The organism is Microbacterium sp. MYb54 (assembly GCF_002979515.1).
Lineage (GTDB): Bacteria > Actinomycetota > Actinomycetes > Actinomycetales > Microbacteriaceae > Microbacterium.
Genome location: NZ_PCPA01000010.1, coordinates 74,296 through 98,847 on the forward strand (window position 1 = coordinate 74,296; position 24,552 = coordinate 98,847).

Genomic DNA, 24,552 nt, shown 5'->3' on the forward strand with positions numbered 1-24,552 from the left:
ATCCCTACGCCGAGGTTCTTGTCGTTCGCTCGACGGTTCTCCCCACCGTCTGGTGATGGGATCGCGCTTTGAAAGACTTAACTCCTTAACAGTGTTAACAGCTGTGGATACTGTGGATAAGTCGGTGGATAGCAAGAGCGAGTAGGGAACTACACGGTTGTCAGTTGTGGAATCCCTGAGGAATCCGCGGGTTACCGGCATCCGGGTCGATCCGCGCCCTCCCCTAGTTATCCACAGGTTTGGGCTATCAGCCCACATTCGTCCCGATGGAATCCACGTTCATCCACAAGTTATCCACATGTGCAAACAGGCATCTATTCCACGATCAGATTCCCTGGCGGGCACGGAAAAAGGGAGAGGCAGCACCCGAACGGTGCTGCCTCTCCCTTTTCTCGCGACTGTCGGACGCTCAGCGGCGACCGAGTTGCGTGGTGATCTCCGTCACCTGGTTGTAGATCGAGCGACGCTCCTTCATGAGCTCACTGATCTTCTTATAGGCATACATCACCGTGGTGTGGTCCCTGTTGCCGAACAGCTGACCGATCTTCGGCAGCGAGAGGCTCGTGCGTTCACGACAGAGGTACATGGCGATCTGCCTCGAGGTGGCGATCTGCTGGGAGCGACTCGAGCCGTAGAGGTCGTCGACGGTGAGCTTGAAGTACTGAGCCGTCGCGGTGATGATGTCGGTCGGCGAGATGATGTTGTCTTCTGCGGTGTCGATGATGTCGCGGAGCACCGTCTGCGCGAGCGAGATGTCGAGTGCCGAGCGATTGAGGCTGGCGAAGGCCGAGACGCGGATGAGCGCGCCCTCGAGCTCTCTGATGTTCGACGAGACGACCGTGGCGATGTACTCGAGGACTTCGTCCGGGATATGGAGGGCCTCGCTCTGCGCCTTCTTGCGGAGGATCGCGATGCGCGTCTCGAGGTCCGGTGCCTGGACATCGGTGATCAAGCCCCATTCGAAGCGGCTGCGCATCCGGTCTTCGAATCCGGTGAGGTGCTTCGGGGCCACATCGCTGGTGATCACGACCTGCTTGTTGTGGTCGTGCAGCGTGTTGAAGGTGTGGAAGAACGCCTCCTGCGTCTCTGCACGCCCTTGAAGAAACTGGATGTCGTCGATCAGGAGGATGTCGACGTCGCGGTATCGAGCCTGGAAGGCGGCGCCACGGTTGTTCGCGATCGAGTTGATGAAGTCGTTCGTGAACTCCTCACTCGAGACGTAGCGGACCTTCACTCCTGCATAGAGGGACTGTGCGTAGTCGCCGATGGCATGGAGGAGGTGGGTCTTGCCGAGCCCCGAGTCGCCGTAGATGAACAGCGGGTTGTACGCCTTGGCCGGTGCTTCGGCGACGGCGACCGCTGCGGCATGCGCGAATCGGTTGGACTGACCGATGACGAAGTTGTCGAAGGTGTACTTCGGGTTCAGCCGCGACTCATGGCGCAGCTGAGTCGGCTGTTCCATCGGCGACTCGACGCGGGCCTGTTCATGCCGACCGAAGTCGCCGACCACCATCGGTGCCGACTGCTGCTCGGCGAGCTCGTGGTTCACTACGACGCGGTACGAGGAGACCTCGTCGCCGATGTGGGAGAGAGCCTCCATGATCGGGAGCCGCAGTCGCTTGTTGATCTGCGCAGCTGTGAGATCGTTCGGCACTTCGAGGTACAGCGTCGCCGACATGACTCCGGCGGGTACGGCCAGGCTCAGGAAGCCCTGAAGCTGTGGCGTGACGCGATCGTCATCGACCAGAAGCTCCTGCACCGTGGTCCAGATAGGAACGTCGGGCTGGGCAGGTGATGACATGACGCTCCGGACGAGTGATCGAGGCGGGGTCGACGTGCCGTGCCCCCTGTGGATAACTTAGGATGCCACGGTAGTCACCCCGGCTGTGAACGGCAACCTGCCATTGAAATTACGCGCGCGTGTTGTGTCTGTCGGGCGAGCCGTGGTTGTGGATAATGGCTGTGCGGTTCGGGTCGGTCGACCAGCTCCGAAGCGCGCAGATTTGCTCTGCGCGCCAGTAGGACGTACCCTAAGTCGGTTGACTTATGCCATTTTTGGCAGTTCCCCATGTCTCCGGTCGAAGTGAATCCGGTGGCAGCATTCCCGGAGTGATTCCATGAGCAAGCGCACCTTCCAGCCCAACAACCGCCGTCGCGCCAAGAAGCACGGTTTCCGCGCCCGCATGCGTACGCGTGCCGGCCGCGGCATCCTCGCTGCCCGCCGCGCGAAGGGCCGCACCGAGCTCTCTGCGTAGTCCGCTGTGCTCGCCCGCCCACATCGGCTGACCCGCGGGACCGACTATCGTCTGGTCGTTCGTCGTGGTTCCCGTTGTGGCGGCGCGCGCGTCATCACCTCGATGTTGACGACGGGCGAGAGCAGAGCCGCAAGGTTCGGATTCATCATCAGCAAGCAGGTAGGCACCGCTGTGGTGCGCAATACCGTGCGTCGGCGACTCAAAGCCGTCTGTGCGGAGGCGCTCCCGCGTGTTCCCGAGGGCACGGATGTCGTCATCCGTGCCCTTCCTGCATCTGCGGAGGCTTCCTTCGCCGAGCTCGAAGCCGATGTACGTCGGTGTCTCAGCAGGCTCACGCCGGCATCGACTGCAGGATCCTCATGACGGCGCTGCCCGCCTCGTCGATCGGCACGGCGCAGGTGCACTCGAGCGATCTCCTCCGCAGCATCCCGCTGATCCCCCGAAATCTGGTCCTTGGCTTCCTCACGGGCTATCGCAAGGTGATCTCCCCGATGTACGGAGATGTCTGTGCGTACTACCCCAGCTGTTCCGCCTACGCTGTAGGTGCGGTGCAGCAGCACGGTGCTGCAAAGGGAGCGGTGCTCTCGGCGTGGCGCATCCTCCGCTGCAACCCCTGGACCAGCGGCGGCGTCGATGACGTGCGGCCGCATGACCACTTCCGCTACGACCTGACCGCACACGGTTTCGTCGTCCCTTCCCGAAAGGACTGATCGGTGGGTCTTGACCTTCTGCTAGCCAGCTCCACTCCCAGCGATGCCCCCGCTGCAGGTGGGTTCGATCTGCTCGGCACCATCCTCTGGCCGCTCAAGTGGGTGGTCGAGCTGATCCTCGTCGCCTGGCACTGGCTCCTGACGGCCGTCGGTCTCCCTGCGGCATCCGGCATCACCTGGGTGTTGTCGATCGTCGGCCTCGTGGTCGTGGTCCGCGCTGCTCTGATCCCGCTCTTCGTGAAGCAGATCAAGAGCCAGCGAAAAATGATGGAAATCGCTCCTGAACTGCGAAAAGTTCAGGAGAAGTATCGGGGAAAGAAGGATCAGCTCTCTCGCGAGGCCATGAGCCGCGAGACCATGGGCCTGTACAAGAAGCACGGCACGACACCGATGTCGAGCTGCCTGCCGCTCCTGGTACAGATGCCGATCTTCTTCTCCCTCTTCAGCGTTCTGAGCGACGTCAAGAAGCATGCGGAGGCAGGAATCGGCGGCGTGGGCTTGATGAGCCCCGAGCTGACGAAGGAGTTCTACGACGCCAAGCTGTTCGGTGTCGCCTCCCTGCACGAGAACCTGGGCAACGCGGTCGAGGCGAAGAACACCACGGCGATCATCATCCTTGTCACGCTCGTCGTGCTCATGATCGCTTCGCAGTTCTTCACGCAGCTGCAGATCATCTCGAAGAACCTGTCGCCCGAGGCCAAGACCGGCCAGGCGTACCAGATGCAGAAGATCATGCTCTACGTTCTGCCGCTGGGCTTCATCTTCTCCGGTGTGTTCTTCCCCCTCGGCGTGGTCGTCTACTGGTTCATCTCGAACCTCTGGACCATGGGCCAGCAGTTCCTCGTCATCCGTGAGATGCCGACTCCGGGTTCGGAAGCCGCCAAGGCACGCGAAGAGCGTCTGGCCCGCAAGGGCAAGGCGATCGACTCCTCGGGCAAGGTCGTTCCCATGGCCGCGTATGAGGCTGAGCAGCAGCGTCTGCTGGAAGAGGTCGAAAAGGCGAAGGCCGAAGCACCGAAGCGTCAGCAGCCGGTGGGTAAGAAGCGTTCTAAGAAGAAGGGGAGCGGTTCATGAGCGAGACCATGACCGAGAACACCGAGCCCACCGTGGCTCAGCTCGAGAATGAGGGCGACGTCGCCGCGGATTACCTCGAGGAGCTCCTTGACATCGCGGATATCGATGGCGACCTGAACCTCGACGTCCGCCAGGGCCGTGCCTACGTCTCCGTGGAGGCTGAGGGTGATGGGCTTGCGTTGCTCTCCGCTCCCGATACTGTCCAGGCGCTTCAGGAACTCACTCGCCTCGCGGTGCAGAGCAAGACCGGATCGTTCTCCCGGTTGATCCTCGATGTCGCCGGCTCGCGCGACACTCGCCGTCGTCAGCTGGAGACTCTGGTCAACGCAGCGGCCGAGAAGCTCGATGAGGGTTCGTCGCAGGCTTCCCTGCCGTCGATGTCGAGCTATGAGCGCAAGCTCGTCCATGACATCGCAGCTGAGCGTGGACTCGTATCCGAGTCCTATGGCGAGGGCGCTGACCGGCACACGGTCCTCCGCCGTCGTTGATGTTTCACGTGAAACATCGCGTTTTCGGAGATTTCCATGAGTGATCTGGAGCTGGAGCTCGAGCCGGCAGTTGCGGGTGAGCTCTTCGGCGATCGGATCGACATAGCGCGCGCGTTTACAGCCGCGCTCGCCCGTGAAGGCGAAGAGCGTGGTCTCATCGGTCCGCTCGAGCTTCCACGTCTGTGGACTCGACACATCCTCAACAGCGTGATTGCGGCGCCACTCTTCTACGGATCTGTGGCCGATATCGGCTCCGGGGCCGGCCTTCCCGGGATCGTGCTCGCAATCTCACGTCCTGACGTGCAGTGGACTCTGGTTGAGCCCATGGAGCGCCGGGTCACCTGGCTCAACGAGCAGGTCTCTGCGCTGGAGCTCGGGAACGTCACGGTACTTCGTGCACGTGCCGAAGATGTCCGGTCCACTGACGGATTTGATGTCGTCACTGCCAGAGCAGTCAGTGCGCTGCGTACACTGATCCCGATCACAGCACCTCTGGTTCGCGACGGGGGAGAGTTGGCTCTCCTCAAGGGTATGAATGTCGCGAACGAGATCGAGGCTGCACAGAAGCAGATCAAGAAGTTCCGCCTCACGAATGTGCGGGTCGAAGTACTGGGGGAGCGCGTTCTGCCCGAGACGACCCGGGTACTGCGGGCTCGGGTGCGCTGATACCGCGAACCCTGCAAGCCGGATGTTTCACGTGGAACATCCGGTTTTTGCGTGCATGCTGACGCTTATCGCCGTGTAGGCGGTCGCAACCCGCTAAGGCGAAGTCGACCTCCAATCGTTGCGGGGGCTCGGGTGCAAGATGAGTAGCGCGGGCTTGAGTGCAGGACGAGTAGCGCGGCGACTGACGCGACGTCCACCCGATCGGTCCCGATGAGCGGCTAAGCGATGTTTCACGTGAAACGGCCCAAGGTGTTGATGGCGCGCGGTGCTTCCTGCAGCGTGCGTGGACACAGCCCTGTCCGCCTGTACTTCAGCGCAATCCGACAGACCCACCACCGTTGCTGGTGAGTCTGTGCCTTGACTTCTAAGAGTGGCACTCGCCAGCCCGGGTTCCGCCAGGCCTCCCTCCTCTCTCATCGCTCATTTCGCATCGTGCTTCTCGCGTCGTCGGTCCCTGTCGCCACCGTCGGATCGTTGCGCTCCCCATGGCATGATCACGCTTCCTGTTGTGCCTGGCGGATGAAGGGCTTCCGACGCCTGAAGCCGACATGCCGCTGCTCCACAAGTTGCGTCCCGTGCGAAGCGTTGGAGCTTGAACATGGCGACACGGCGCTATCCAGTCGGGGGCGCAGCCCTGAGGATTCGGCTCGGAGATGTCGATGTGCTCCCGTGCGAGTGGAGGACTCCTGGGGGAGGCGCCTCCCCCAAAGGAGAAGTACATTCCGGATGGGACCGGCAATGCGACCGTCTGAGTGCAGCCGGAGGTGTAGGGAGCCGAATGTTTCACGTGAAACGGGTCTGGACGCTGCGGGGATACGCGGCATTCGGGTAGTCGGGATCTTGAGTGCAGTAGGAGACAGTGGGTGCACGGTGGATCGCCCCAAGACGCACGCTTGAAACCTCGCTGGAGCTTCGGTCAAATCGGGCCGATGTGTAAGCGAGGCTGCGGTCCGTACGTAGCTGTGTTGGAGGCTCTACCCCGAGGGACTGGTCGCCTACCACCCAAGAGTTCCGAGGCTCGTTCGCCTGGAAGTGAAGTCCTCCTCGGGCCGTTGGCACGACGTTTCACGTGAAACATGACCGTTTGAGGGATCTCAGACCACTTTCGTGGGAATGTCACCAACCGTCCCCACTCAAAGGGCGCGACCGAACCGTGAACTGGCTGCCGGTTCGCTCGTTTCCGCCCCGGAGCACAGTGCTGTGAGCGCATCCGTAATCGAACGTCGCTGCATGCGATTAGAGTGGAACGCGGCCCCGAAAGGAGTGGATGTTTCACGTGAAACAATCCGAGAAGACATCATCGAACGAGTCGTTCGGGATGGATACGCCGCTTGCGCGGGAAATCGCTGACCTCTCCGCTCGTCGGCGGGCACTGGAAGCTACGGCTGTGGAGTTCACGGGGGAAACCCGTGTGCTGACGGTGTCGAATCAGAAGGGTGGCGTGGGCAAGACCACGACCGCTGTGAATGTCGCTTCCGCCCTCGCCGGGCTGGGTGCGAAGGTGCTGGTCATCGACCTTGATCCCCAGGGCAATGCGTCTACCGCGCTCGGGGTTCCGCATAGTGCGGATGTCCCCAGCGTCTATGACGTCCTCATCGAGGAGTTCCCTCTCGCGGAGATCGTGCAGGCGAGCCCGGAAGATCCCAACCTCTTCTGTGCACCGAGTACCATCCACCTCGCAGGTGCCGAGATCGAACTCGTCGCTCAGGTCGCACGAGAGCATCGTCTGCGCCGTGCACTGGAGACCTACCTGGTCGACAACCCCATGGATTTCGTCATCATCGACTGTCCTCCTTCGCTGGGATTGCTCACGATCAACGCATTCACGGCGGCCACCGAGGTTTTCATCCCGATTCAGTGCGAGTACTACGCCCTTGAAGGACTCAGTCAGCTGCTCGGGAGCATCCAGATGATCCAGAAGCACCTGAACCCCGCCTTGCATCTCTCCACGATTCTGCTGACCATGTTCGACGGGCGTACCCGTCTTGCCCAGCAGGTCGCCGATGAGGTGCGCACACACTTTCCGGAACAGGTTCTGGAGACGGTCATCCCGCGTTCGGTCCGTGTTTCCGAGGCCCCGAGTTTCGGGCAGACCGTGATCGCTTACGACGGACAATCCGCCGGCGCGATCGCCTATCGCGAGGCTGCCGTCGAGATCGCATCGCGGACAGCGACGCAGAGCAAGGAGAAATGATGGCGAAGCGCACTGGACTGGGCCGGGGGATCGGCGCCCTCATTCCCACTGCTGATCAGTCTGAACGTCCCGTTGACATCTTCTTCCCGGGCGCGAGCCTGCGCCAGGCTGCGTCGGAGAAGGCTGTCGAGACGGCAGCTGACGAGCCAGAGCTCGCAGCTGTTCCCGGTATCCACCTGATCCAGGTCGATCCGAACACCATCGTCGCGAATCCGCGACAGCCTCGTACGCACTTCAATGCTGAGGACCTCGCAGAGCTGGTCCACAGCGTCCGTGAGTTCGGGGTGCTGCAGCCGGTCGTCGTTCGCAAGAACACAGAGGGCCAGTACGAGCTGATCATGGGGGAGCGGCGTACCCGTGCCGCTCGTGAGGCCGGTCTCGAGGTCATTCCCGCGATCGTTCGCGACACCGCGGACGAGGATCTTCTCCGTGACGCGCTGCTCGAGAACCTCCACCGATCTGAGCTGAACCCGCTCGAAGAGGCATCGGCCTACCAGCAGCTTCTCGAGGACTTCGGGATCACCCAGGAAGAACTGGCCACCAGAATCGGTCGCTCCCGTCCGCAGATCAGCAACACGATCCGCCTGCTGAAGCTGCCCGTACCGGTGCAGCAGCGGGTGGCCGCCGGCGTGCTGACTGCAGGACATGCGCGCGCGATTCTCAGTCTCGATTCCCCGGAATCGATGCAGCGCCTTGCCGACAAGGTCGTCAACGAAGACCTCTCGGTGCGCGCCACGGAGGAGGCTGCCAAGTCGCAGCCCAGCGCCGGCAAGTCTGCGAAGCCGACTCCGGGTGCGCGTCGCGCCTATCTCGACGAGGTCGCCGGCAAGCTCGGTGACCGCTTGAACACCCGGGTCAAGATCGCACTCGGTGCTCGTAAAGGCCAGGTCACCATCGATTTCGCCTCGATTCAGGATCTCAATCGCATCCTCGAGGAGATCGGCGAGAGCGGCTACGGCACGGCGAAGTGACACCCCCGATAACGTCGCAGGTCGCCTAGACTCGCGTCATCTTGACGATGAGGGGGATGTCATGAGCAGACCAGCGGGTCCAGCTGCCATCAAGCGCCGTGTGATCACGGTGAGTATCGCGGCGGCATTGGGTGGATTCCTCTTCGGATTCGACACAGCCGTGATCAACGGAGCCGTCGATGCACTGGCGGGCGATGTCTCCGGATTCGACCTCGGCACGGCGTTGAAGGGCTTCGCCGTCTCGTCGGCACTCATCGGCTGCGCTGTGGGGGCCTGGTTCGCGGGCCCCGTGTCGAACAAGTACGGACGCATCCCTGTGATGGTCGTCGCGGCGGGAATGTTCTTCATATCCGCGATCGGTTCGGGTCTCGCCTTCAGCGTCGTCGACCTGATCATCTGGCGCGTCATCGGCGGACTGGGCGTCGGTGCAGCATCCGTCATCGCCCCCGCCTACATCGCGGAGGTTTCGCCTGCTGCGGTGCGCGGAAGACTCGGCTCGCTGCAGCAGCTCGCGATCGTGACCGGTATCTTCGCCGCACTTCTCTCCGATGCGTTCCTCGCCGGTATCGCGGGTTCCGCGGACCAGCCGCTGTGGGGCCTCACGGCGTGGCGATGGATGTTCATGGTCGCCGCGATCCCAGCCCTGGTCTACGGCATCATGTCGCTCCGGCTCCCGGAATCGCCGCGGTATCTGGTGCGCAAGGGGGAGCTGAAGCGTGCCGCAGAAGTTCTCGAGACCGTCACCGGCACGATCGACGTCGAAGGCAAGATCCAAGAGATCACCGGAACCATCGACACGGAGCGCACCGAGTCGTTGCGAGATCTCCGTGGCAATCGCTTCGGGCTGAAGCCGATCGTCTGGATCGGCATCCTGCTGTCGGTGTTCCAGCAGTTCGTCGGCATCAACGTGATCTTCTACTACTCGACGACCCTGTGGCAGTCGGTGGGCTTCGACGAGTCCAGCGCGCTGCTGACCTCGGTGATCACGTCGGTCACGAACATCGTGGTCACCATCGTGGCGATCCTGCTGGTCGACAAGATCGGGCGCCGCATCATGCTGCTGGTCGGCTCGGTCGGGATGACGGTGACGCTGGGCCTCATGGCGCTCGCTTTCTCGTTCGGCACTCTCGACGCACAGGGCACCGCCACGCTTCCTGATCCGTGGGCCACCATCGCCCTGGTGTGCGCGAACGGATTCGTCGTGTTCTTCGGCGCGAGCTGGGGCCCGTTGGTCTGGGTGCTGCTGGGTGAGATCTTCCCGAACTCGATCCGCGCGGGCGCTCTCGCTGTGGCCGCGGCCGCGCAGTGGGTTGCGAACTTCTTCATCTCGACGACCTTCCCCGCCTTCGCCGAGATCGGCCTCACGTTCGCATACGGGTTCTACGCGTTCTTCGCTCTCCTGTCGTTCTTCTTCGTGTTCTTCAAGGTGCCCGAGACCAAGGGCAAGGAACTCGAGGAGATGACCGAGAACATGAAGGTCACGCGACGGAGGGGTCCGCAGCCGACGTAGGCTTAAGGCATGACCGAGTCCGTTCAGCGTCGCGCCAGCCTGGAAGTGCTGCGTGCCGAGGCCGCCGACGAGCTCGCGGTGCTCATCCAGGAGCGACTCCTCGGTGGGGAAGACCCCTGGGAGTTCATGGAAGACCTTCCGAGCGTCGATGAGCTCGTCGTGTATCTGCTGCGCGCCGACAACATCAACGCGAACGACGGAGTGCGCCCCAACGCCGCCAGACACTACCGTGTGCTGCGTCAGATCGCGTTGGAGTACCCGGAACTCACCTCGGCCGTCTGGGGGCTGCTGGACGAGAAGCAGCGGCATCGTCGGTGGGATCCGAGCGTGGCTGACGCCTCCTGACGTGAGCATCGTCCTCGTTCCGTATGATCCGGCGTGGCCGGCTGTGTTCGAGGAAGTTGCGACGGAGCTCCGCGAGCACGGCGACCCGGGATGGGACATCGAGCACATCGGATCCACGGCGATCCCTGGATTGAGCGCCAAGCCGGTCATCGACGTCGCGGTGCGAATCGTCGACGACGCTGATTTCCTCAGGCATCGCCCCGCATTCGAGACCATCGGCTGGCGTGTGGGGAGCGGGATACGCCGTCATCGAGTGATGGTGTTCGAAGTGGGTGATGCACGCACCCGGATCGCTCACTTCTTCGAGGCGCACACCTGGGACGATGTCAGCCAGAGGATCCTGCGCGACTGGCTGCGAGAGCATCCGGACGACGTCGTCCTCTACGAACGAGCCAAACACGCCGCTCTCGACGCGGCGCGCAACGGGGAGCAGTCGTACAACGCCGGGAAGACGAAAGTGATCCAGCTCATCATGGACAAGGCTCGTATCGACCGCGGCTTGGCCCCGATCCCCGTGCACGACAAGAGCTGACCCGGATGCGAAAAGGCCCGCATCTTCGGAGAGATGCGGGCCTTCGAGCAAGAGGATCAGCCGATGAAAGCGGCGAGGTCCTTCTCGAGCGCGAACTTCGGCTTGGCGCCGATGATGGTCGTCTTGACCTCACCACCGTCGAAGACCTTCATCGCCGGGATCGACGTGATCTGGTACTTCATCGCCAGCTCGGGGTTCTCGTCGACGTTGAGCTTGAGGATGGTGATCTTGTCGGGGTTGTCGGCCTGGATCTCATCCAGCACCGGCGCGACCATACGACACGGACCGCACCACTCGGCCCAGAAGTCCACCAGCACGGGACCTTCGGCCTGCAGAACGTCCTGTTCCCAGGTCGCCTGGCTCGTAGCCTTTGCACTCATCAGAGTTCTCCTTGATTTGAGGTTCGCCAGCTACAACAGCGGACGAGCGAAAAGTGTTCCCGACCGGACTATGCCGACGCGGTGAGGATCTCGGCCGCTTCCGCAGCAGGCACCTCTACGGAAGCATCCTCAAAATCCGCGAGGAAGTGCTCGGCGTCGAGGGCAGCGATCGTTCCGGTACCGGCTGCCGTGATGGCCTGACGGTAGGTGGGATCGATCACGTCGCCGGCGGCGAAGACACCGGGAACCGAGGTCTTCGAGGAGCGGCCGTCGACCCAGATGGTGCCCTCTGCCGTGAGCTCGAGCTTGTCGTGCACGAGGTGCGTGCGCGGGTCGTTGCCGATCGCGATGAAGAGTCCGTCGAGCGGAAGGTCGCTCAGGGTGCCGTCGACCGTCGAACGCAGCCGCACGCCGGTCACCGAATCGCCACCCAGCACCTCGGAGACAGCACTGTTCCACACGAACTCGATCTTGGGGTTCGCGAATGCGCGCTCCTGCATGATCTTCGAAGCGCGCAGAGTGTCCTTGCGGTGGATGACGTAGACCTTCTCGGCGAAGCGCGTGAGGAACGTGGCCTCTTCCATCGCCGAGTCGCCGCCTCCGACGACGGCGATCGTCTTCTCGCGGAAGAAGAAGCCGTCGCACGTGGCGCACCACGAGACTCCATAGCCGGAGAGACGCTCTTCGCCCTCGATGCCGAGCTTGCGGTAGGCGGAGCCGGTCGCGTAGATCAGCGACTGCGTCTCGTGCTCCGCACCGGAGCCGAGGATCACCTTCTTGACGGGGCCGTCGAGCTGCAGCTCGGTGACGTCGTCGTAGACGACCTCGGTGCCGAACTTCTCGGCCTGCTCCTGGAACTTGGCCATGAGCTCAGGACCCTGGATGCCTTCGGGGAAGCCCGGATAGTTCTCGACCTCGGTGGTGTTCATCAGCTCGCCGCCGACCTCGACCGAGCTCGCGATGAGCAGCGGCTTGAGGTTCGCTCGGGCCGCGTAGATGGCAGCCGTGAATCCGGCGGGGCCGGAGCCGATGATGATGACCTGACGCATGTGCTCTCCGTCTTAGAAACTGCAGTCGAATGACCTTCGAGTGGTTCAACCCATGGTAGCCGCGAGGCATTCCCCGGACAGTGTGCGTCGCCGGGCTGGGAGAAGGCTCCGCGTCCGGATCAGCGGCCGGGGAGGAACCGGCGGACGAGCGCGCTGCCCGCCTTGAGCTCGGGGGCGCGCATCACGGCGAGGATCGCGATGTAGACGACCACGACGACGAGGCCGATGATCGCCGTACCGACGGCGCCCTGGATCTTGTCATCCATCGTCCAGCCGGTGGTGCCACCGAGTAGCGCGAAAGCGCCCCAGCCGGCCAGACCCGCCGGGATGCCGGCGATCGCAAAGCGACCGATGGCCGACATCCACGAGCGGACCTGCAGACCACCGATCTTGCGGTGCAGCAGCCAGGTGGCAACTATCGTCTGCAGGATGCTCGCGATCGACTGTCCGAGCGCGACCGCCGCGGCGAGGGAGGTGAGGGGGATGATTCCCGCTTCTCGCATTCCCAGAGCGATAAGTGCGGTCGCCACGATGAGGACGCACTGGAAGATCGTGAACCAGAAGGGCGTGCGTGTGTCGTCATACGCATAGAAGGTGCGCTGCACGATGAACAGGATCGTGAGGGGGATGAGTCCGACGAGGTACGCGATCAGCACCCAGGCAGCGGCTTGGGCGTCATCGGCGGAGTCGGTGAACACACGAGACGCGGGGATGGCCGCGGCAGCGACAGCCGCCACGGCCGCCACGATGAAGAACAGCAGGGTGCGGATACTCCGTGCGATGTCGGCGCGGACCTCGTCGTCACGTCCGGCAGCGGCGTGACCACTGATCTGGGTGAAGTAGGGGGTGCCGATCGAGAGCACGATCACGGAGTACGGGAGCATGAAGATGAGCCAGGCGTTCGCCGTCACAGTGGCGGACGCACCGAGACCGGCTACCTCGCTGACGATGTATCCCTGAAGGACTCCCGCGGAGAGGCTCGCGAAGGCCATGAGGAACGTCCAGCCCGCCAGACGGCCGACATTGCCGAGGCCCACTCCGCGCCAGTGGAAGTCAGGCTTCAGCGCGAGGCCCGTGCGACGCCAGAAAACGAGCAAGACGACGGCCTGAAGAGCGATACCCAGCGTGGCGGTGCCGCCGAGCAGGTTGATCATCTCCGGAGTCCAGTTGGTGGCCTTCGTGGAAACTGGGCCGAAGAGAGCGCCCAGTGCCAGGAATCCGGCGATCGAGACGATGTTGTTGACGACCGGCGCCCAGGTGAACGGGCCGAAGATCTTCCGCGCGTTGAGCGCTTCACCGAGCATCGCGTACAGGCCGTAGAGGAGGATCTGGGGCAGACACCAGTACGCGAGAGCTGTCGCGAGCGCGAGCGTGGACTCGTTGGCCTTGCCCGCAACCAGATGCACCAGCCACGGTGCCATTGCAGTCGCGATTCCGGTCACCACGACCAGAACGACTGTGCCGAGAGTGAACAGTTTCGAGATGAACGCGTTGCCACCGTCGGCATCCGCAGTCGCCTTGACGATCTGAGGCACGATGACGGCGGTGAGGATGCCGACCGAGATCAAGGAGAAGACGCTGTTCGGCAGCTGGTTCGCGTAGGTGAACGCATCCGCTGCTTCGGAGGCGACAGAGCCGAGGACGCCGACGAGCACGATGCTGCGCAGCAGGCCGGTCAGGCGCGACACCAGTGTGCCGGCGCCGATCACGGCGCTCGCGCGTCCGAGACTACTCATGCTTGTCTTCGGTCGTCGTGGCATCCGGTCTGGCTTCCACGGCATCCTCTTCGAGAGTTTCGATCTGCGCTTCGAGGACTGCCTCTTCGGCTGCCTCGCGGCGCTTGCGACGGACGGTGCGGATCACGCCGAGCGCGATCAGCACGACGGTGAGACCGCCGAAGACGATCAGTCCGATGGTCTCCCACTCGGCGCGGACGGCGACGCGGACCGATTGCGTGTCCTGGATCTGCACGCCGGTGGGGCTGTAGAGGCTGAGCCGGAGGTCGACCTCGCCGCTTCCCACCCGTGCGGACACGGGTACTTTGACTCGCACCGTCGAGGTGGCCTGCACGACCGTCTCAATCATCGGTGTGACCTCGAGACGCGGGTCAGTGGGAGAGGCGAAGAGCTGCACGTTCACGGGCCACGGCAGATCGTTGCGCACCGCGATCGGCAGATCGGCATTGGCTGTGAGCAACTGGATCGTGCTGGACGGCGGGATGTTGACCGCGGCCAGAGTGCCCTCGGTCCGTTCCTTGTGTGTGTCGACCTTCTTGGCGAAGGCGCTCGCGGAGGTGCCGACAGAGAGGGTGCGCAGAATTCTGATTCGCTCCGGGCTCAACAGCACCTGCGGGTCGGTGAGGATGGAGGAGAAGGCGGTGAGCCTGCCCTCGTCGGCGAGGAGGTCCGTCACCGCTGCAGCGCGAGCCGGATCGATGTCAGCTGAGATCGATGTCGAAACGGGCGTCGTCGCGCGGAGTGCGGACAGCTCGAATCCGATCGAGTCGGCGGTGGAGATCGCGTCGCGCAGCGCGCCGGCGGTGCGCGCTTCGTCGCGATCGAGTCCGATCAGCAGTGGAGCTCCCGGCACGCGGCCCTCGGCAAGCAGGAGCAGAGCAGAGGCCTCGGCGAGCAGACGCTGACGCTCCACGGCGTCGGGTTCGGCGGCCACGTCCGAGAGGGAGTCGGACGTCGCGGCATCTGTGACCAGTAGATCGAGTCCGCCGGATGTCGCGTGTGCTGCGCTCTGATCGCCGACCGCCGTCGACGAGACGATTGTGGTCGTCCCCTCACCGAGGTAGCCCGTGAACGCGGCCAGATCGCTTTGATCGAGGCTGCTGTCGGGCCAGAGGATGCGGGGGAGCGCACCATTGATCGCGGTGAGCTCTTCGTCGTCGGGGAGCTGAGGGGTGGCGGTCGGTGTCGGTGTCGGTGTCGTGCTCGCGGAAGCCGTGGGAGCAGGGGAGGCAGGCGCCTGCGGGAAGTTCGCTCCGTTGAGGAAAGGAGCCAGAGTCGTCGGCTGCAGAAGAGCGGGCAGCCCTGCCTGAGCCTGGGCCGAAGCATCCGCATCGCCGAACTGCAACGCGAACCGTGTGTTCGGCAGGCCCTCGAGGCGTGTGAGCCATTCCTGCGCGGTCTCGGGCGCCGCCGAACCCAGCGCCCGGATCGCCGCGAGGATGGATGGATCGATGGCGAGCACCGCGGTGGTGCCTGCAACACCGTCGAGCTGAGCGGTGAGAGAGCCGTCGGGGGCCGTGAGCTTCGAGAGCTCTTCGGCCGTGAGCAGAGCACCGCCGGCCGGAGTCGCGGTGATGGGAACGAGCACCCCGACCTGAGCCGTCTGCGAGCCGGCGATGACCAGCACGCTGGAAGCCGTCGTCGCCACGGTCGTCGAACGGTCGTCCGCGGCATTCTCGGTGGTCGCACCGGTCAGTTCCGCCCGCAGCGGGTAGACGCCGGGGGTGAGATCGGCGAGCGTTTCGGCGGGGACGAAGATCGTCGTCGTGGCCGAGGTCCCGGCATCGAGCGCGGCGGTCGTGTCGGTGCCGATCGAGGCGAAGTCACCGGGAGCGTCGCCATCATCGAGCCAACTCGAGACCGCGTCTTCATCGGTCAGCGGCGTCTTGCTGAGCTCGACCTGCACCTGACCACCGGACAACTTCGACTCGGTGTCGTTCTGCACGGTGAGCATCGCCGTGGTCGAGGAACCGGGTGCGACGAGGCCCCGAAGGCCCGCTGCCACGTGGAACCCCACGCTCGCATCATCGCTCGAAGACGACTGATCGGCAGCCATGGCCGCGCTCGGTGCGGCAAGTGCACACGAGCCCAGTGCGATCGCGAGAACGACGGTCCTGCCTGCGAGCCTTCGCAGGCGCGCACGGAGGCCGTGCTCGGGGGTGATCGCGGTCATGAAGGTCTTCCTCGAACGCCCGGAATCGGGCTGATCGTGAGTACTGACCTAGTGATTCTAGGAGGCGCGGGGAATGAGAACCCTGAAGACGCGTAGAGTGACGGCCGTGTCCGACACCCCCACACCGTTCCCAGACCCGCTTCGCAGCGCCGCATTCGCCGCTGATCTCGACACTGCGGACCTCCGTTCCGAGCCACTGCGACGCCTGTGGGGCGAGGAGGCGGACGACGCACTCGCCCGCGGAATGCGGGAGCCGATCCTCCGCGCGATCGCCGGTGACTCGGGGGTGCTGGCGACGCTGGGCCGTCTGCTCGTGCTCGGTATGCCGCAGCCCCGCGTGGCCGTCGCCGCCTCACTGCCGCGGCTCGGAGTGGATGGGCTCGTCGACCTCGGGCTCGCGAAGCTCGACGACGCCGACACCGTGACACCGACCGCCCTGTTGCGTCCGCAGTCGTTCGTCGATGCGGAGGGTGTGGGTGAGTGGTGGATCGCCAGCGACCTCGATGAGGTGGCTCTCGACGGCCCGCTGCCCGCCGACCATGTGCTGGGTGTCGGCGGAGCCTCGCGCACGCTCGCCGAGACCGTCGTTCCGATCCAGGTCGAGCGTGCCCTCGACCTGGGCACCGGATGCGGGATCCAGGCGCTCCTCGTCGCACGGCGAGCCGGCACGGTCGTGGCGACGGACATCTCCGCCCGTGCTCTGGCGTTCGCCGAGCTCAACGCCCACCTCAACGGCGTGACGAACATCGAGTTCCGACACGGCAGCATGTTCGAACCCGTCGAAGGAGAGGCCTTCGACCTGATCGTCTCGAATCCGCCGTTCGTGATCACTCCGCGCGTGGAGGGTGTCCCTGCGTACGAGTACCGCGACGGGGGGCTGGTGGGAGACGCTCTCGTCGAGCAGTTCGTGCGCAGTGCACCTGCCTTCCTGACCCCGAACGGCATCGCGCAGCTGCTGGGGAACTGGGAGTCCAGGGCGGGCGTCGCAGGTCTCGCGCGCCTCGAAGCCTGGGTGCCGGGCGAACTCGACCTCTGGGTGATCGAACGCGAGGAGCTGTCGCCCCTCGGCTACGCAGAGCTGTGGATCCGCGACGGCGGCACGACGCCGCGTGACCCCGCGTTCACCCCACTGCTCACCGCATGGCTCGACGACTTCGCCGCTCGCGCCGTGACATCCATCGGGTTCGGGTACGTGCTGATGCGCAGAGGCACCTCGGGTGAGCCGCTCCGTCGCACAGAGCGCATCGCCCAGCAGGTCTCGAACGTCGGAGCTGCCCTGGGCACGGGCCTGGCGGCGCATGATGTTCTCGCCGTGGGGATACCGGCGAGGCTGGTGACGGCGGCGGATGTCACTGAGGCGAGGCACCTGCTTCCCGGCAACGACGACCCGAGCGTGATCGAGCTGCGTCAGGGCGGTGGCTTCGCTCGCACGGTGAACGTCGACCCCGCACTCGCAGGCTTCGTGGGCGCCTGTGATGGCGAGCTCACGGTCGTGCAGATCGTCGCCGCGCTGGCTGACCTCTTCGAGGTGCCGCTGGTGGAGCTGTGGGCGGATCTGGAGCCCCGCATCCGTTCCCTCGTGCTCGACGGCATCCTGGTACCAGGGGAATAGACCGCGGATACATGCGTTGGAATAGATCATGAAGGCTTTCGGATTCCTCTCGTTCGGGCACTACGCGGATGTGCCAGGCTCGGCGACCCGCACCGCTGGCGACATGCTGAAGCAGACCATCGCGATCGCGGAGGGTGCCGACGAGATCGGTGTGAACGGCGCGTACGTGCGCGTCCATCACTGGGCACGCCAGGCGGCTTCTCCGATGCCGCTCCTGAGTGCCATGGCCGCGCGGACCCAGCGCATCGAGGTCGGTACCGGCGTGATCGACATGCGGTACGAGAACCCGTTCCAGTTCGCTGAGGAGGCCGCTGCTCTCGACTTCATCGCAGACGGCCGCATCGCGTTGGGCGTGAGCCGTGGTTCACCCGAGACGGCTCTTCGTGGCTACGAGACGTTCGGCTATGTCGACGAGGAGGACACCGAGCGCGGCAGCGTCATCGCCCGTGAGAAGTTCGACCTCTTCCTCCGCGCGATCGACGGCGAAGGAATCGCCCCCGGCGACCCCCGCATGGTGGGCGCGGGGCGCTACCTCGCGATCGAACCGCAGTCGCCGACACTCCGTGACCACATCTGGTGGGGGTCGGGTTCCCGGCCGACCGCGATCGAGACGGGTCGCAAGGGTCTCAACATGATGAGCTCGACCCTCGTCACCGAGGCGACGGGGCAGCCGTTCCACGAACTGCAGCGCGAGCAGATCGACCTGTTCCGATCGGCCTACAAGGAAGCCGGGCACACCGGCACCCCGCGGGTCTCGGTCAGTCGCAGCGTGTTCCCGTTGGTCTCCGACATGGACCGTGCCTACTTCGGCCTTCGGAGCGAGGAGAACGCCGACCAGGTCGGCATCATCGACGGGTTCCGCTCCACGTTCGGCAAGACCTACGCCGCCGAGCCCGACGTGCTGATCGAGCAGCTTCGACAGGACGAGGCCGTGATGGCTGCTGACACCCTGATGCTGACGATCCCGAACCAGCTCGGACCGGACTACAACCTGCACGTGCTGGAGTCGTTCGCCAAGCACGTGGCCCCCGCCCTCGGGTGGAAGCCGAACACCGAAGGGCCCGTCCAGGGCGACGCGGTCTGATCCCGACCGGCGCCCTTGACATCGCCGGGAGGAAAGCTGACGCTGGGTGACGGTGCTTCGATGGAGGCGCCGTCACCCCGTGCAGTTCCGGAGGCAGTCATGACCCGTGTTCGCGTCGATCTCAACGTCTCGCTCGACGGCTTCGCCACAACCACGGACCAGACTCCGGAGAATCCCTTCGGCGAGGACTGGGGCCGACTCACCGCCGCCTACACGGCGACCAGAACGTTCCACGAGCGCGTCTTCCACGACACCAGCGGGGCGGGCACCGACGGCGTCGACGAGAAGTACGCCGCCCAGTACTTCGAGAACATCGGCGCCGAGATCATGGGAGCCGGGATGTTCGGTCTGCATGCCAACCCGGACGACCCCGAGTGGCGCGGCTGGTGGGGCGAGGAGCCGCCGTTCCACGCCCCGGTGTTCGTGCTCACACACACGCCGCGTCCCTCGATCGAGTTCGCCAACGGCACGAGCTTCCACTTCCTCTCGGCGACTCCCGAGGAGGCACTGCGCACCGCGGTCGACGCGGCGGGCGGGAAGGATGTGCGCGTCGGGGGTGGGGCGACGACCGTTCGCGAGTATCTTCGTGCCGGACTCGTCGACGACCTGCATGTCGGGATCACGCCGATCGTGATCGGCAGCGGGATCCGTCTGTGGGACGATCTGCGCGGTCTCGAATCCGGTTACCGCGTCACCTCGGAGGTCGCCGAGTCCGGCGTCACGCACATCACGTTCTCACGCGAGGGCTGATCCGGGGAAGCGCTCCGATCTGGAAAGCTGGACGGGTGCGAATCCGACCCTTCCAGCCTGAAGACACCGATGCCGTCGTCGCCCTGTGGGCGGCTGCAGGGCTCACGAGAGCGTGGAACGACCCACTCAAGGACATCGCTCGCAAGGCGACCGTGCAGTCGCACCTCTTCGTCGTGGCGGAAGACGAGACGGGCCGAATCCTCGGCTCGGTCATGGCCGGGTACGACGGACACCGCGGGTGGATGAACTATCTCGCCACGCAGCTCGATTCCCGAGGGCTCGGGGTGGGCCGGGCACTCGTCGCTCACGTCGAGGCCGGCCTGCGCGACCTGGGCTGCCCGAAGGTGAACCTGCAGGTGCGTTCGGGCAACGCGCAGGTCGTCGACTTCTACCGCCGGCTCGGCTACGAGATCGACGACACGGTGGACCTCGGCAAGAGGCTGATCGCCGACGTGTAATCCCGAAGAATTCACTTCTCAGCGATCCGGTATACCAGTACTCTGACCGCATGCGTTTTCGCCGCAACGGGATCATCACCGGAGCCATCGTGCTCGTCGCCGTGCTCGTGGGAGCCATCCCCGCCGCAGCCGCCGTGACGTCCTGGGCCACCTGGGGGCTGCTCGGCGGCACAGGAGGCGCCTACACGACCACGGTCCAGGTGGCGCCGAAGCCTGCGCTCACCGCGACCATGACCAGCGACTCGCGCGCAGGACAGGTCGGAGTGATCACCGGGGCGTCGATCTGGCTGTCCGAGGGCACGCCCATCGGGGCCAAGTACGGATCCAGCAGGGACCAGCCGTACCTGAATCTGCGCCCCAAGGCCGACAATGCCACGAGCCCGTCGACGACGACCTATTCGTTCGCAGCGCCGACGCCGACGTCGGGGTGGGCTTTCGCGCTCGGGGACATCGACTCCGACAGCGTGCGCATCCAGGCCGTCGCCCCGGACGGGCATGTGCTCACCGCTTCGGAGATCGGTCTCAGAGACCGCTTCAACTACTGCGCCCCCGGAGTCGCCGGCAAGCCCGCCTGCAACGGTGCCGCGGATGACGTGCCGACCTGGGATGCCGCGACCCTCACGCTCACCGGCAACGCGGCTGCCGCCGACACCAGCGGGTCGGCCGCGTGGTTCGAGCCCTCGACCCCCATCAGCTCACTCAGCTTCATCTTCACCCGGCGATCCGGCCTCCCCGTCTACCAGACGTGGTTCGTCTCGGCCGCGAACGACATCCGAGGCACCGTCGCCGACGTGGGCACCGGTCCTCTGGACGGTGTCGCCCTGACGCTCACAGACGGCAACGGCTCGATCGTCGGCAGGACGACCACCGCTGCGGACGGCACCTATTCGTTCCCGGGATTCATCGCCACGGACGGGTACCGCGTGAGCGTGACGGCACCCGACGACAAGATCGCGGTCGGCCAGACCACGACCCCGGTCGACCTCAGCGGCGGCAATGCCGAGGGGGTCGACTTCACGGTGCGAGACATCATCCCCTCACCCGTCACCGGGCTGGTGGTCGACGGGGACGGCAACCCCATCGCCGGTGTCGCGGTCACGATCGGCGGACAGACGACGACGACCGACGCCGACGGACGGTATCTGTTCGACATGGTCCTGGACGGGCCGCAGGAGGCGAGCATCGTCGTCCCGACCGGGTATACCCTCACCGCCGCCCCGCCTGATTTCGTGGTTCCCGCAGACAACGAGGATCTGATCACCCTCGCCGACTTCGTCATCAAGGCGAACCCGAGCCTGAGCGGGGCCGTCCGATGGAACGGCGGCGGAGTGCCAGGAGTCACGGTCACCGCCGTGCTGCAGGGTGGGGGCACTCTCACGACCGTGACCGGAGCGGACGGCGCATACACGTTCCCGCGCCTGCCCGCCGGCGGTTACACGGTGACGATGACGACGCCCGAGGGGTATGTCGCCATATCTCCCGTCAGCCGCACCGAGCCCGTCGCAGGAACGGACGTGACAGGTGTGGACTTCGACCTGGCGCGGCTGGGGGCCATCGACGGCACGGTGCGCACCGACGGCGGCGCCCCCGTAGGCGGTGTGGTGATCGACGTGAACGGGCCCGGTGGTCCACAACAACTCACGACCGACGCCGACGGCACCTATGGTCTCGGCAGCCTCGCTCCCGGAACCTATGAGCTGATCGTGCGCACACCGACCGGCAGCAGTGTGGTCGGCCCGGCGACCCGCACCGTCGTGATCTCCGCTGTCGGCGAGTCCATCGAGGGGCAGGACTTCACTCTCGCGGCCGTCGTCGTCCCACCATCGCCGTCGCCCGATCCGTCGACCGGAAACGCGAACAGCAACGGCAGCGGACGGCTGCCTGCAACCGGACTCGGACCCGAGACGCTCGCCTGGGCGGCGGGCGGTGCGGTCGTGATCATCCTCGGCGCGACTCTCCTGATCGTCTCCCGCCGGCGCGCAGGGCGGAAGTAGCCCGGGTGGCCGCGAGTCGCGGTCAGCTGCCGTTCGGCGGGCCGAACAACTCTTCGCCATGCTCATGGAGGAGCTTGTAGGCGTCGGCAAACGTCTCGGGCTCCTGCTCACCGGGCTTGCCGTAGCGCGCGAGGAGCAGGCCGAGCAGGCCACGCGCGGGCGGCGTGAGCGGCTTCATCTGATCCTGCTCGCCTGGCTGCGGTGCCGTGTCCTCCGGGTTCGGCGGCGTGTAGGCGGGAGTCGTCACGGGCCAGTCGGACGGGTGCCGCGGCTTGTCGAGGTTCACGACGTTCAGCAGCGTGTTGGCTGACTGGTCACGGTCGTTGAGGGGCTTCAGGCCGTGCAGGCGCGAGAGGGTCGCGGTGACCGAGCCGTGATGCATCTCGTCGTGGATGATGCTGCCGCGCCGCGTGTAGGCCGACACGGCGATCGCCGGTACGCGGCATCCGAGTCGATCGAATGTGAAGCCCATCTCGCCCGCCTCGGTGTCGGGGGTGGGCTTGGTGGCAGCGGGCGGCGGCACGTGGTCGTAGCATCCGCCGTGTTCGTCGAACGTGATGAGCAGCAGGGTGTTGACGGCGTTGGAGCCCTTCGGGGAGGCGCTCGTGCGCACCGCCTCGTAGATGTCGTGGATGAGCCGGTCGCCGGCGCGCACATCCGAGATCGCGCTGTCGAACACGGCCTCGCCGTCGACCTCGCCTTCGCGGGGAGAACCGAACGGGGGGTGGAAGTCGTTGTGGTCGTAGACCATCCGCGGCTCGATGAACGCATAGGCGGGCAGCTTCCCGTCTTTGGCCTCGGCGTAGAAGTCTTCCATGGTGCCGAAGTGGTCGGTGCGCCAGTACTTCTCCAGCACCGCCGCATGCAGCATCCCCGTGAACGAGACCAGCTGCAGCTTGTCGATGTAGATCTTCCAGCTCACCTTCTTGTCCTCGAGCCGGTTGAACACCGTGGGCGCGGCCGGTGCATCCAGCCACTTCCGGTAGCCACCGCCCGCCTGGTTGGTCACGAAGCCGTGCGAGGTGGAGGCATGGAAGAAGGAGCGGTTGCAGAAGGTCTGCGAAGGCACGCCCGCGTACCAGTGGTCGAAGACGGCGAACTCGGAGGCGAGCGTCGACAGCACGGGCAGCATCTCGGGCGAGAACGAGCCCATGATGTGCGCCGCCTCTTCGTGCTTCGGATCGACACCTCGGCGCAGGCGTCGGAAGTTGATGATGTAGTCGTCGAGGAACCCCGACATCGTGGCCTTCTCGCCGTGCGTCGGGGCGTTGAACGGCGCGGTCATCTGGTCGACGAAGAGGTCGGCGTTCGTCTTCGGGTCGACCGTGCCGAAGATCTGCGTGTTGACGTGCGGGTACTCCTCGCCCGGATCCGGGTCGGGAAGGCTCATGATCCGGTCGGTGTCGCCTTCGTACACGTGCGCGTCGACCACCGTGCCGTCGGCGGCGGTGTTGCTGTACGAGCCGAAGTCGAGGCCTTCGAACTTCTCGCCCTTCGGCAGGTTCTCCTTCGAGTACAGGTAGCCGAGCAGATTGTCGAAGGAGCGGTTCTCACCCATCACCACGACGAGGTGGTCGAAGCCCGGCTCACTGCGTGGCGAGAGTGCGGCGAACTGGTCGGGGTCGGCCGCGAAACCATCGCGTGCGCTTCCTGCGATCGAGGCCCCGATGGCCGCGCCACCTGCACCCCCGACCACCGCGCCGGCGAGAGCGGCACCCCCCACCTTGAAGAAGCCTCGGCGGGAGGCGTCGCGGGGAGCATCGCGGGGAGCGTCGGGGGAGGAGGAGTCGTCATCGGCCATGCCGCGATCCTATGACCGTGCCACTCCTCGTCGCCCGGCATGACTTCGGAGATCGCCGTCGATGCACCTCGCGAGTCGCGTCAGATGTCGGCGAAGTCGTTGCCGCCGCTGCTGAGACGGGTGACGGTGTCGTCCGTGATCTTCAGGACGATGTACTCCACTCCGACCTCGCCGGGATGCCTGAGCGACACGGTGTCGGGTGCCTCTCGCATGCCGATCATCAGGTAGTCGGCGATGCCGTCGCCGTCCTCATCCCACTCGTCTTCTGCTCCGGCAGCCATCGCCTCGGCGCGCGTCGAACCGATGCCGATGCCTTCCGGGGTGCGGAACGTGACGCCGGGGGCATCTGCCGACACGACCAGGTCGAAATATGTCTCTTGGACCGTCGCCTTCGTCCCTTCCCAGTCGAACCCGGCGTACACGCTGCCATAGGGACCCTCGACCGGACCTTCCGTCGGTGCCGATCCGAATGCATCGGTGAGGGCGGCGACAGCACCGTCCGGTTCCCTGTACGTGATCACGGGGCCGTCGTCGATCGACAGCCCGTCGACCGAGATCTGAATGATGCGTACCTCAGGGGTGGGTGTGGCGGACGGGGAGGGTGCCGGCGATGACGTCGGTGACGGTGTCGCGGAGCCGTCCGTACTCGCGGGGGCGCAGGCGGTGAGCGAGAAGCCCAGCAGCACGGCGGCGGTGGAAGCGAGGATGACGTGGGAGCGGCGGTGCATGGTACGAGCCTAGGATGCCCCGCGGACGAGGACGGCCCGTAC

The 24,552-nt window shown here is 65.1% G+C and carries 22 protein-coding genes and 1 pseudogene; 16 read left to right on the top strand and 7 right to left on the bottom strand.

The features are described 5' to 3' along the window. Positions 1 to 409 precede the first annotated feature (409 nt). The gene (dnaA, locus tag CQ040_RS12340) at positions 410 to 1,801 is read right to left on the bottom strand and encodes a chromosomal replication initiator protein DnaA (protein WP_105526546.1); all 1,392 of its coding nucleotides are present in this window, start codon (positions 1,799 to 1,801) and stop codon (positions 410 to 412) included. Between the two features lie 316 nt (positions 1,802 to 2,117). Between dnaA and rpmH the strand changes: the two genes are divergently transcribed. The 11 genes and pseudogenes from rpmH (at position 2,118) to CQ040_RS12395 (ending at position 10,745) form a co-directional block, all read left to right on the top strand. Beyond that, positions 2,118 to 2,255, top strand: coding sequence for a 50S ribosomal protein L34 (rpmH, locus tag CQ040_RS12345; RefSeq protein ID WP_013584598.1), 138 nt, complete (start codon positions 2,118 to 2,120; stop codon positions 2,253 to 2,255). A gap of 6 nt (positions 2,256 to 2,261) precedes the next feature. Further along, positions 2,262 to 2,618: a ribonuclease P protein component gene (rnpA, locus tag CQ040_RS12350; protein WP_081663010.1), complete on the top strand. Its 357-nt coding sequence runs from the start codon at positions 2,262 to 2,264 to the stop codon at positions 2,616 to 2,618. Then, positions 2,615 to 2,965 carry a membrane protein insertion efficiency factor YidD gene (gene yidD / locus CQ040_RS12355; protein WP_105526547.1) on the top strand — a complete coding sequence of 117 codons (351 nt, stop codon included), beginning with the start codon at positions 2,615 to 2,617 and terminating at the stop codon, positions 2,963 to 2,965. Before rnpA ends, yidD begins: the two co-directional genes overlap by 4 nt. A gap of 3 nt (positions 2,966 to 2,968) precedes the next feature. Beyond that, a complete protein-coding gene (yidC, locus tag CQ040_RS12360; protein ID WP_105526548.1) occupies positions 2,969 to 4,039 on the top strand; it encodes a membrane protein insertase YidC in 1,071 nt (356 codons plus the stop codon). Beyond that, positions 4,036 to 4,527: a R3H domain-containing nucleic acid-binding protein gene (locus tag CQ040_RS12365; protein WP_028501196.1), complete on the top strand. Its 492-nt coding sequence runs from the start codon at positions 4,036 to 4,038 to the stop codon at positions 4,525 to 4,527. Before yidC ends, CQ040_RS12365 begins: the two co-directional genes overlap by 4 nt. Positions 4,528 to 4,563: 36 nt before the next feature. Continuing rightward, complete coding sequence (rsmG, locus tag CQ040_RS12370) at positions 4,564 to 5,193, top strand: 16S rRNA (guanine(527)-N(7))-methyltransferase RsmG (protein ID WP_105526549.1); 630 nt, start codon at positions 4,564 to 4,566, stop codon at positions 5,191 to 5,193. Positions 5,194 to 6,460: 1,267 nt separating this feature from the next. Beyond that, entirely contained in the window at positions 6,461 to 7,387 is a 927-nt protein-coding gene (locus tag CQ040_RS12375; RefSeq protein WP_105526550.1) for a ParA family protein, read from the top strand. Beyond that, positions 7,387 to 8,358: a ParB/RepB/Spo0J family partition protein gene (locus CQ040_RS12380; RefSeq protein ID WP_105526551.1), complete on the top strand. Its 972-nt coding sequence runs from the start codon at positions 7,387 to 7,389 to the stop codon at positions 8,356 to 8,358. Before CQ040_RS12375 ends, CQ040_RS12380 begins: the two co-directional genes overlap by 1 nt. Positions 8,359 to 8,383: 25 nt before the next feature. Further along, a pseudogene (locus CQ040_RS12385) lies at positions 8,384 to 9,868 on the top strand (sugar porter family MFS transporter); the annotation flags it as partial. Between the two features lie 9 nt (positions 9,869 to 9,877). Further along, a complete protein-coding gene (locus tag CQ040_RS12390) occupies positions 9,878 to 10,213 on the top strand; it encodes a hypothetical protein (RefSeq protein ID WP_028501191.1) in 336 nt (111 codons plus the stop codon). 1 nt (position 10,214) lies between these two features. After that, complete coding sequence (locus CQ040_RS12395) at positions 10,215 to 10,745, top strand: GrpB family protein (protein ID WP_181156732.1); 531 nt, start codon at positions 10,215 to 10,217, stop codon at positions 10,743 to 10,745. Positions 10,746 to 10,801: 56 nt separating this feature from the next. Here the strand turns inward: CQ040_RS12395 and trxA are convergent, their stop codons facing one another. The 4 genes from trxA to CQ040_RS12415 all read right to left on the bottom strand — a co-directional run bounded on the left by trxA (position 10,802) and on the right by CQ040_RS12415 (position 16,083). Then, positions 10,802 to 11,125 carry a thioredoxin gene (trxA, locus tag CQ040_RS12400; RefSeq protein ID WP_028501190.1) on the bottom strand — a complete coding sequence of 108 codons (324 nt, stop codon included), beginning with the start codon at positions 11,123 to 11,125 and terminating at the stop codon, positions 10,802 to 10,804. A gap of 68 nt (positions 11,126 to 11,193) precedes the next feature. Then, on the bottom strand, positions 11,194 to 12,174 hold the full coding sequence (trxB, locus tag CQ040_RS12405) for a thioredoxin-disulfide reductase (protein WP_105526554.1): 981 nt from the start codon (positions 12,172 to 12,174) through the stop codon (positions 11,194 to 11,196). 119 nt (positions 12,175 to 12,293) lie between these two features. Further along, complete coding sequence (gene murJ / locus CQ040_RS12410) at positions 12,294 to 13,910, bottom strand: murein biosynthesis integral membrane protein MurJ (protein ID WP_105526555.1); 1,617 nt, start codon at positions 13,908 to 13,910, stop codon at positions 12,294 to 12,296. Then, positions 13,903 to 16,083, bottom strand: coding sequence for a DUF6049 family protein (locus CQ040_RS12415; RefSeq protein ID WP_105526556.1), 2,181 nt, complete (start codon positions 16,081 to 16,083; stop codon positions 13,903 to 13,905). The genes murJ and CQ040_RS12415 overlap by 8 nt, the downstream gene beginning before the upstream one ends. Before the next feature lie 97 nt (positions 16,084 to 16,180). Between CQ040_RS12415 and CQ040_RS12420 the strand changes: the two genes are divergently transcribed. From CQ040_RS12420 to CQ040_RS12440, 5 genes are all read left to right on the top strand, one after another. Then, on the top strand, positions 16,181 to 17,695 hold the full coding sequence (locus CQ040_RS12420; RefSeq protein ID WP_181156744.1) for a class I SAM-dependent methyltransferase: 1,515 nt from the start codon (positions 16,181 to 16,183) through the stop codon (positions 17,693 to 17,695). Between the two features lie 28 nt (positions 17,696 to 17,723). Continuing rightward, on the top strand, positions 17,724 to 18,779 hold the full coding sequence (locus tag CQ040_RS12425) for an LLM class flavin-dependent oxidoreductase (RefSeq protein WP_105526558.1): 1,056 nt from the start codon (positions 17,724 to 17,726) through the stop codon (positions 18,777 to 18,779). 99 nt (positions 18,780 to 18,878) lie between these two features. Further along, positions 18,879 to 19,529, top strand: a complete 651-nt coding sequence (locus tag CQ040_RS12430) for a dihydrofolate reductase family protein (protein ID WP_105526559.1) — start codon at positions 18,879 to 18,881, stop codon at positions 19,527 to 19,529. Between the two features lie 35 nt (positions 19,530 to 19,564). Beyond that, on the top strand, positions 19,565 to 19,987 hold the full coding sequence (locus CQ040_RS12435) for a GNAT family acetyltransferase (protein WP_105526560.1): 423 nt from the start codon (positions 19,565 to 19,567) through the stop codon (positions 19,985 to 19,987). A 50-nt stretch (positions 19,988 to 20,037) separates the two neighbouring features. After that, a complete protein-coding gene (locus CQ040_RS12440; RefSeq protein ID WP_105526561.1) occupies positions 20,038 to 21,981 on the top strand; it encodes a collagen binding domain-containing protein in 1,944 nt (647 codons plus the stop codon). 22 nt (positions 21,982 to 22,003) lie between these two features. Here CQ040_RS12440 and CQ040_RS12445 read toward each other — a convergent pair whose 3' ends face one another. Further along, the gene (locus CQ040_RS12445) at positions 22,004 to 23,782 is read right to left on the bottom strand and encodes an alkaline phosphatase family protein (RefSeq protein WP_105526562.1); all 1,779 of its coding nucleotides are present in this window, start codon (positions 23,780 to 23,782) and stop codon (positions 22,004 to 22,006) included. Positions 23,783 to 23,862: 80 nt separating this feature from the next. Further along, positions 23,863 to 24,510 (bottom strand): hypothetical protein, encoded by a 648-nt coding sequence (locus CQ040_RS12450; RefSeq protein WP_105526563.1) that lies wholly within the window; start codon positions 24,508 to 24,510, stop codon positions 23,863 to 23,865. Positions 24,511 to 24,552 lie beyond the last annotated feature (42 nt).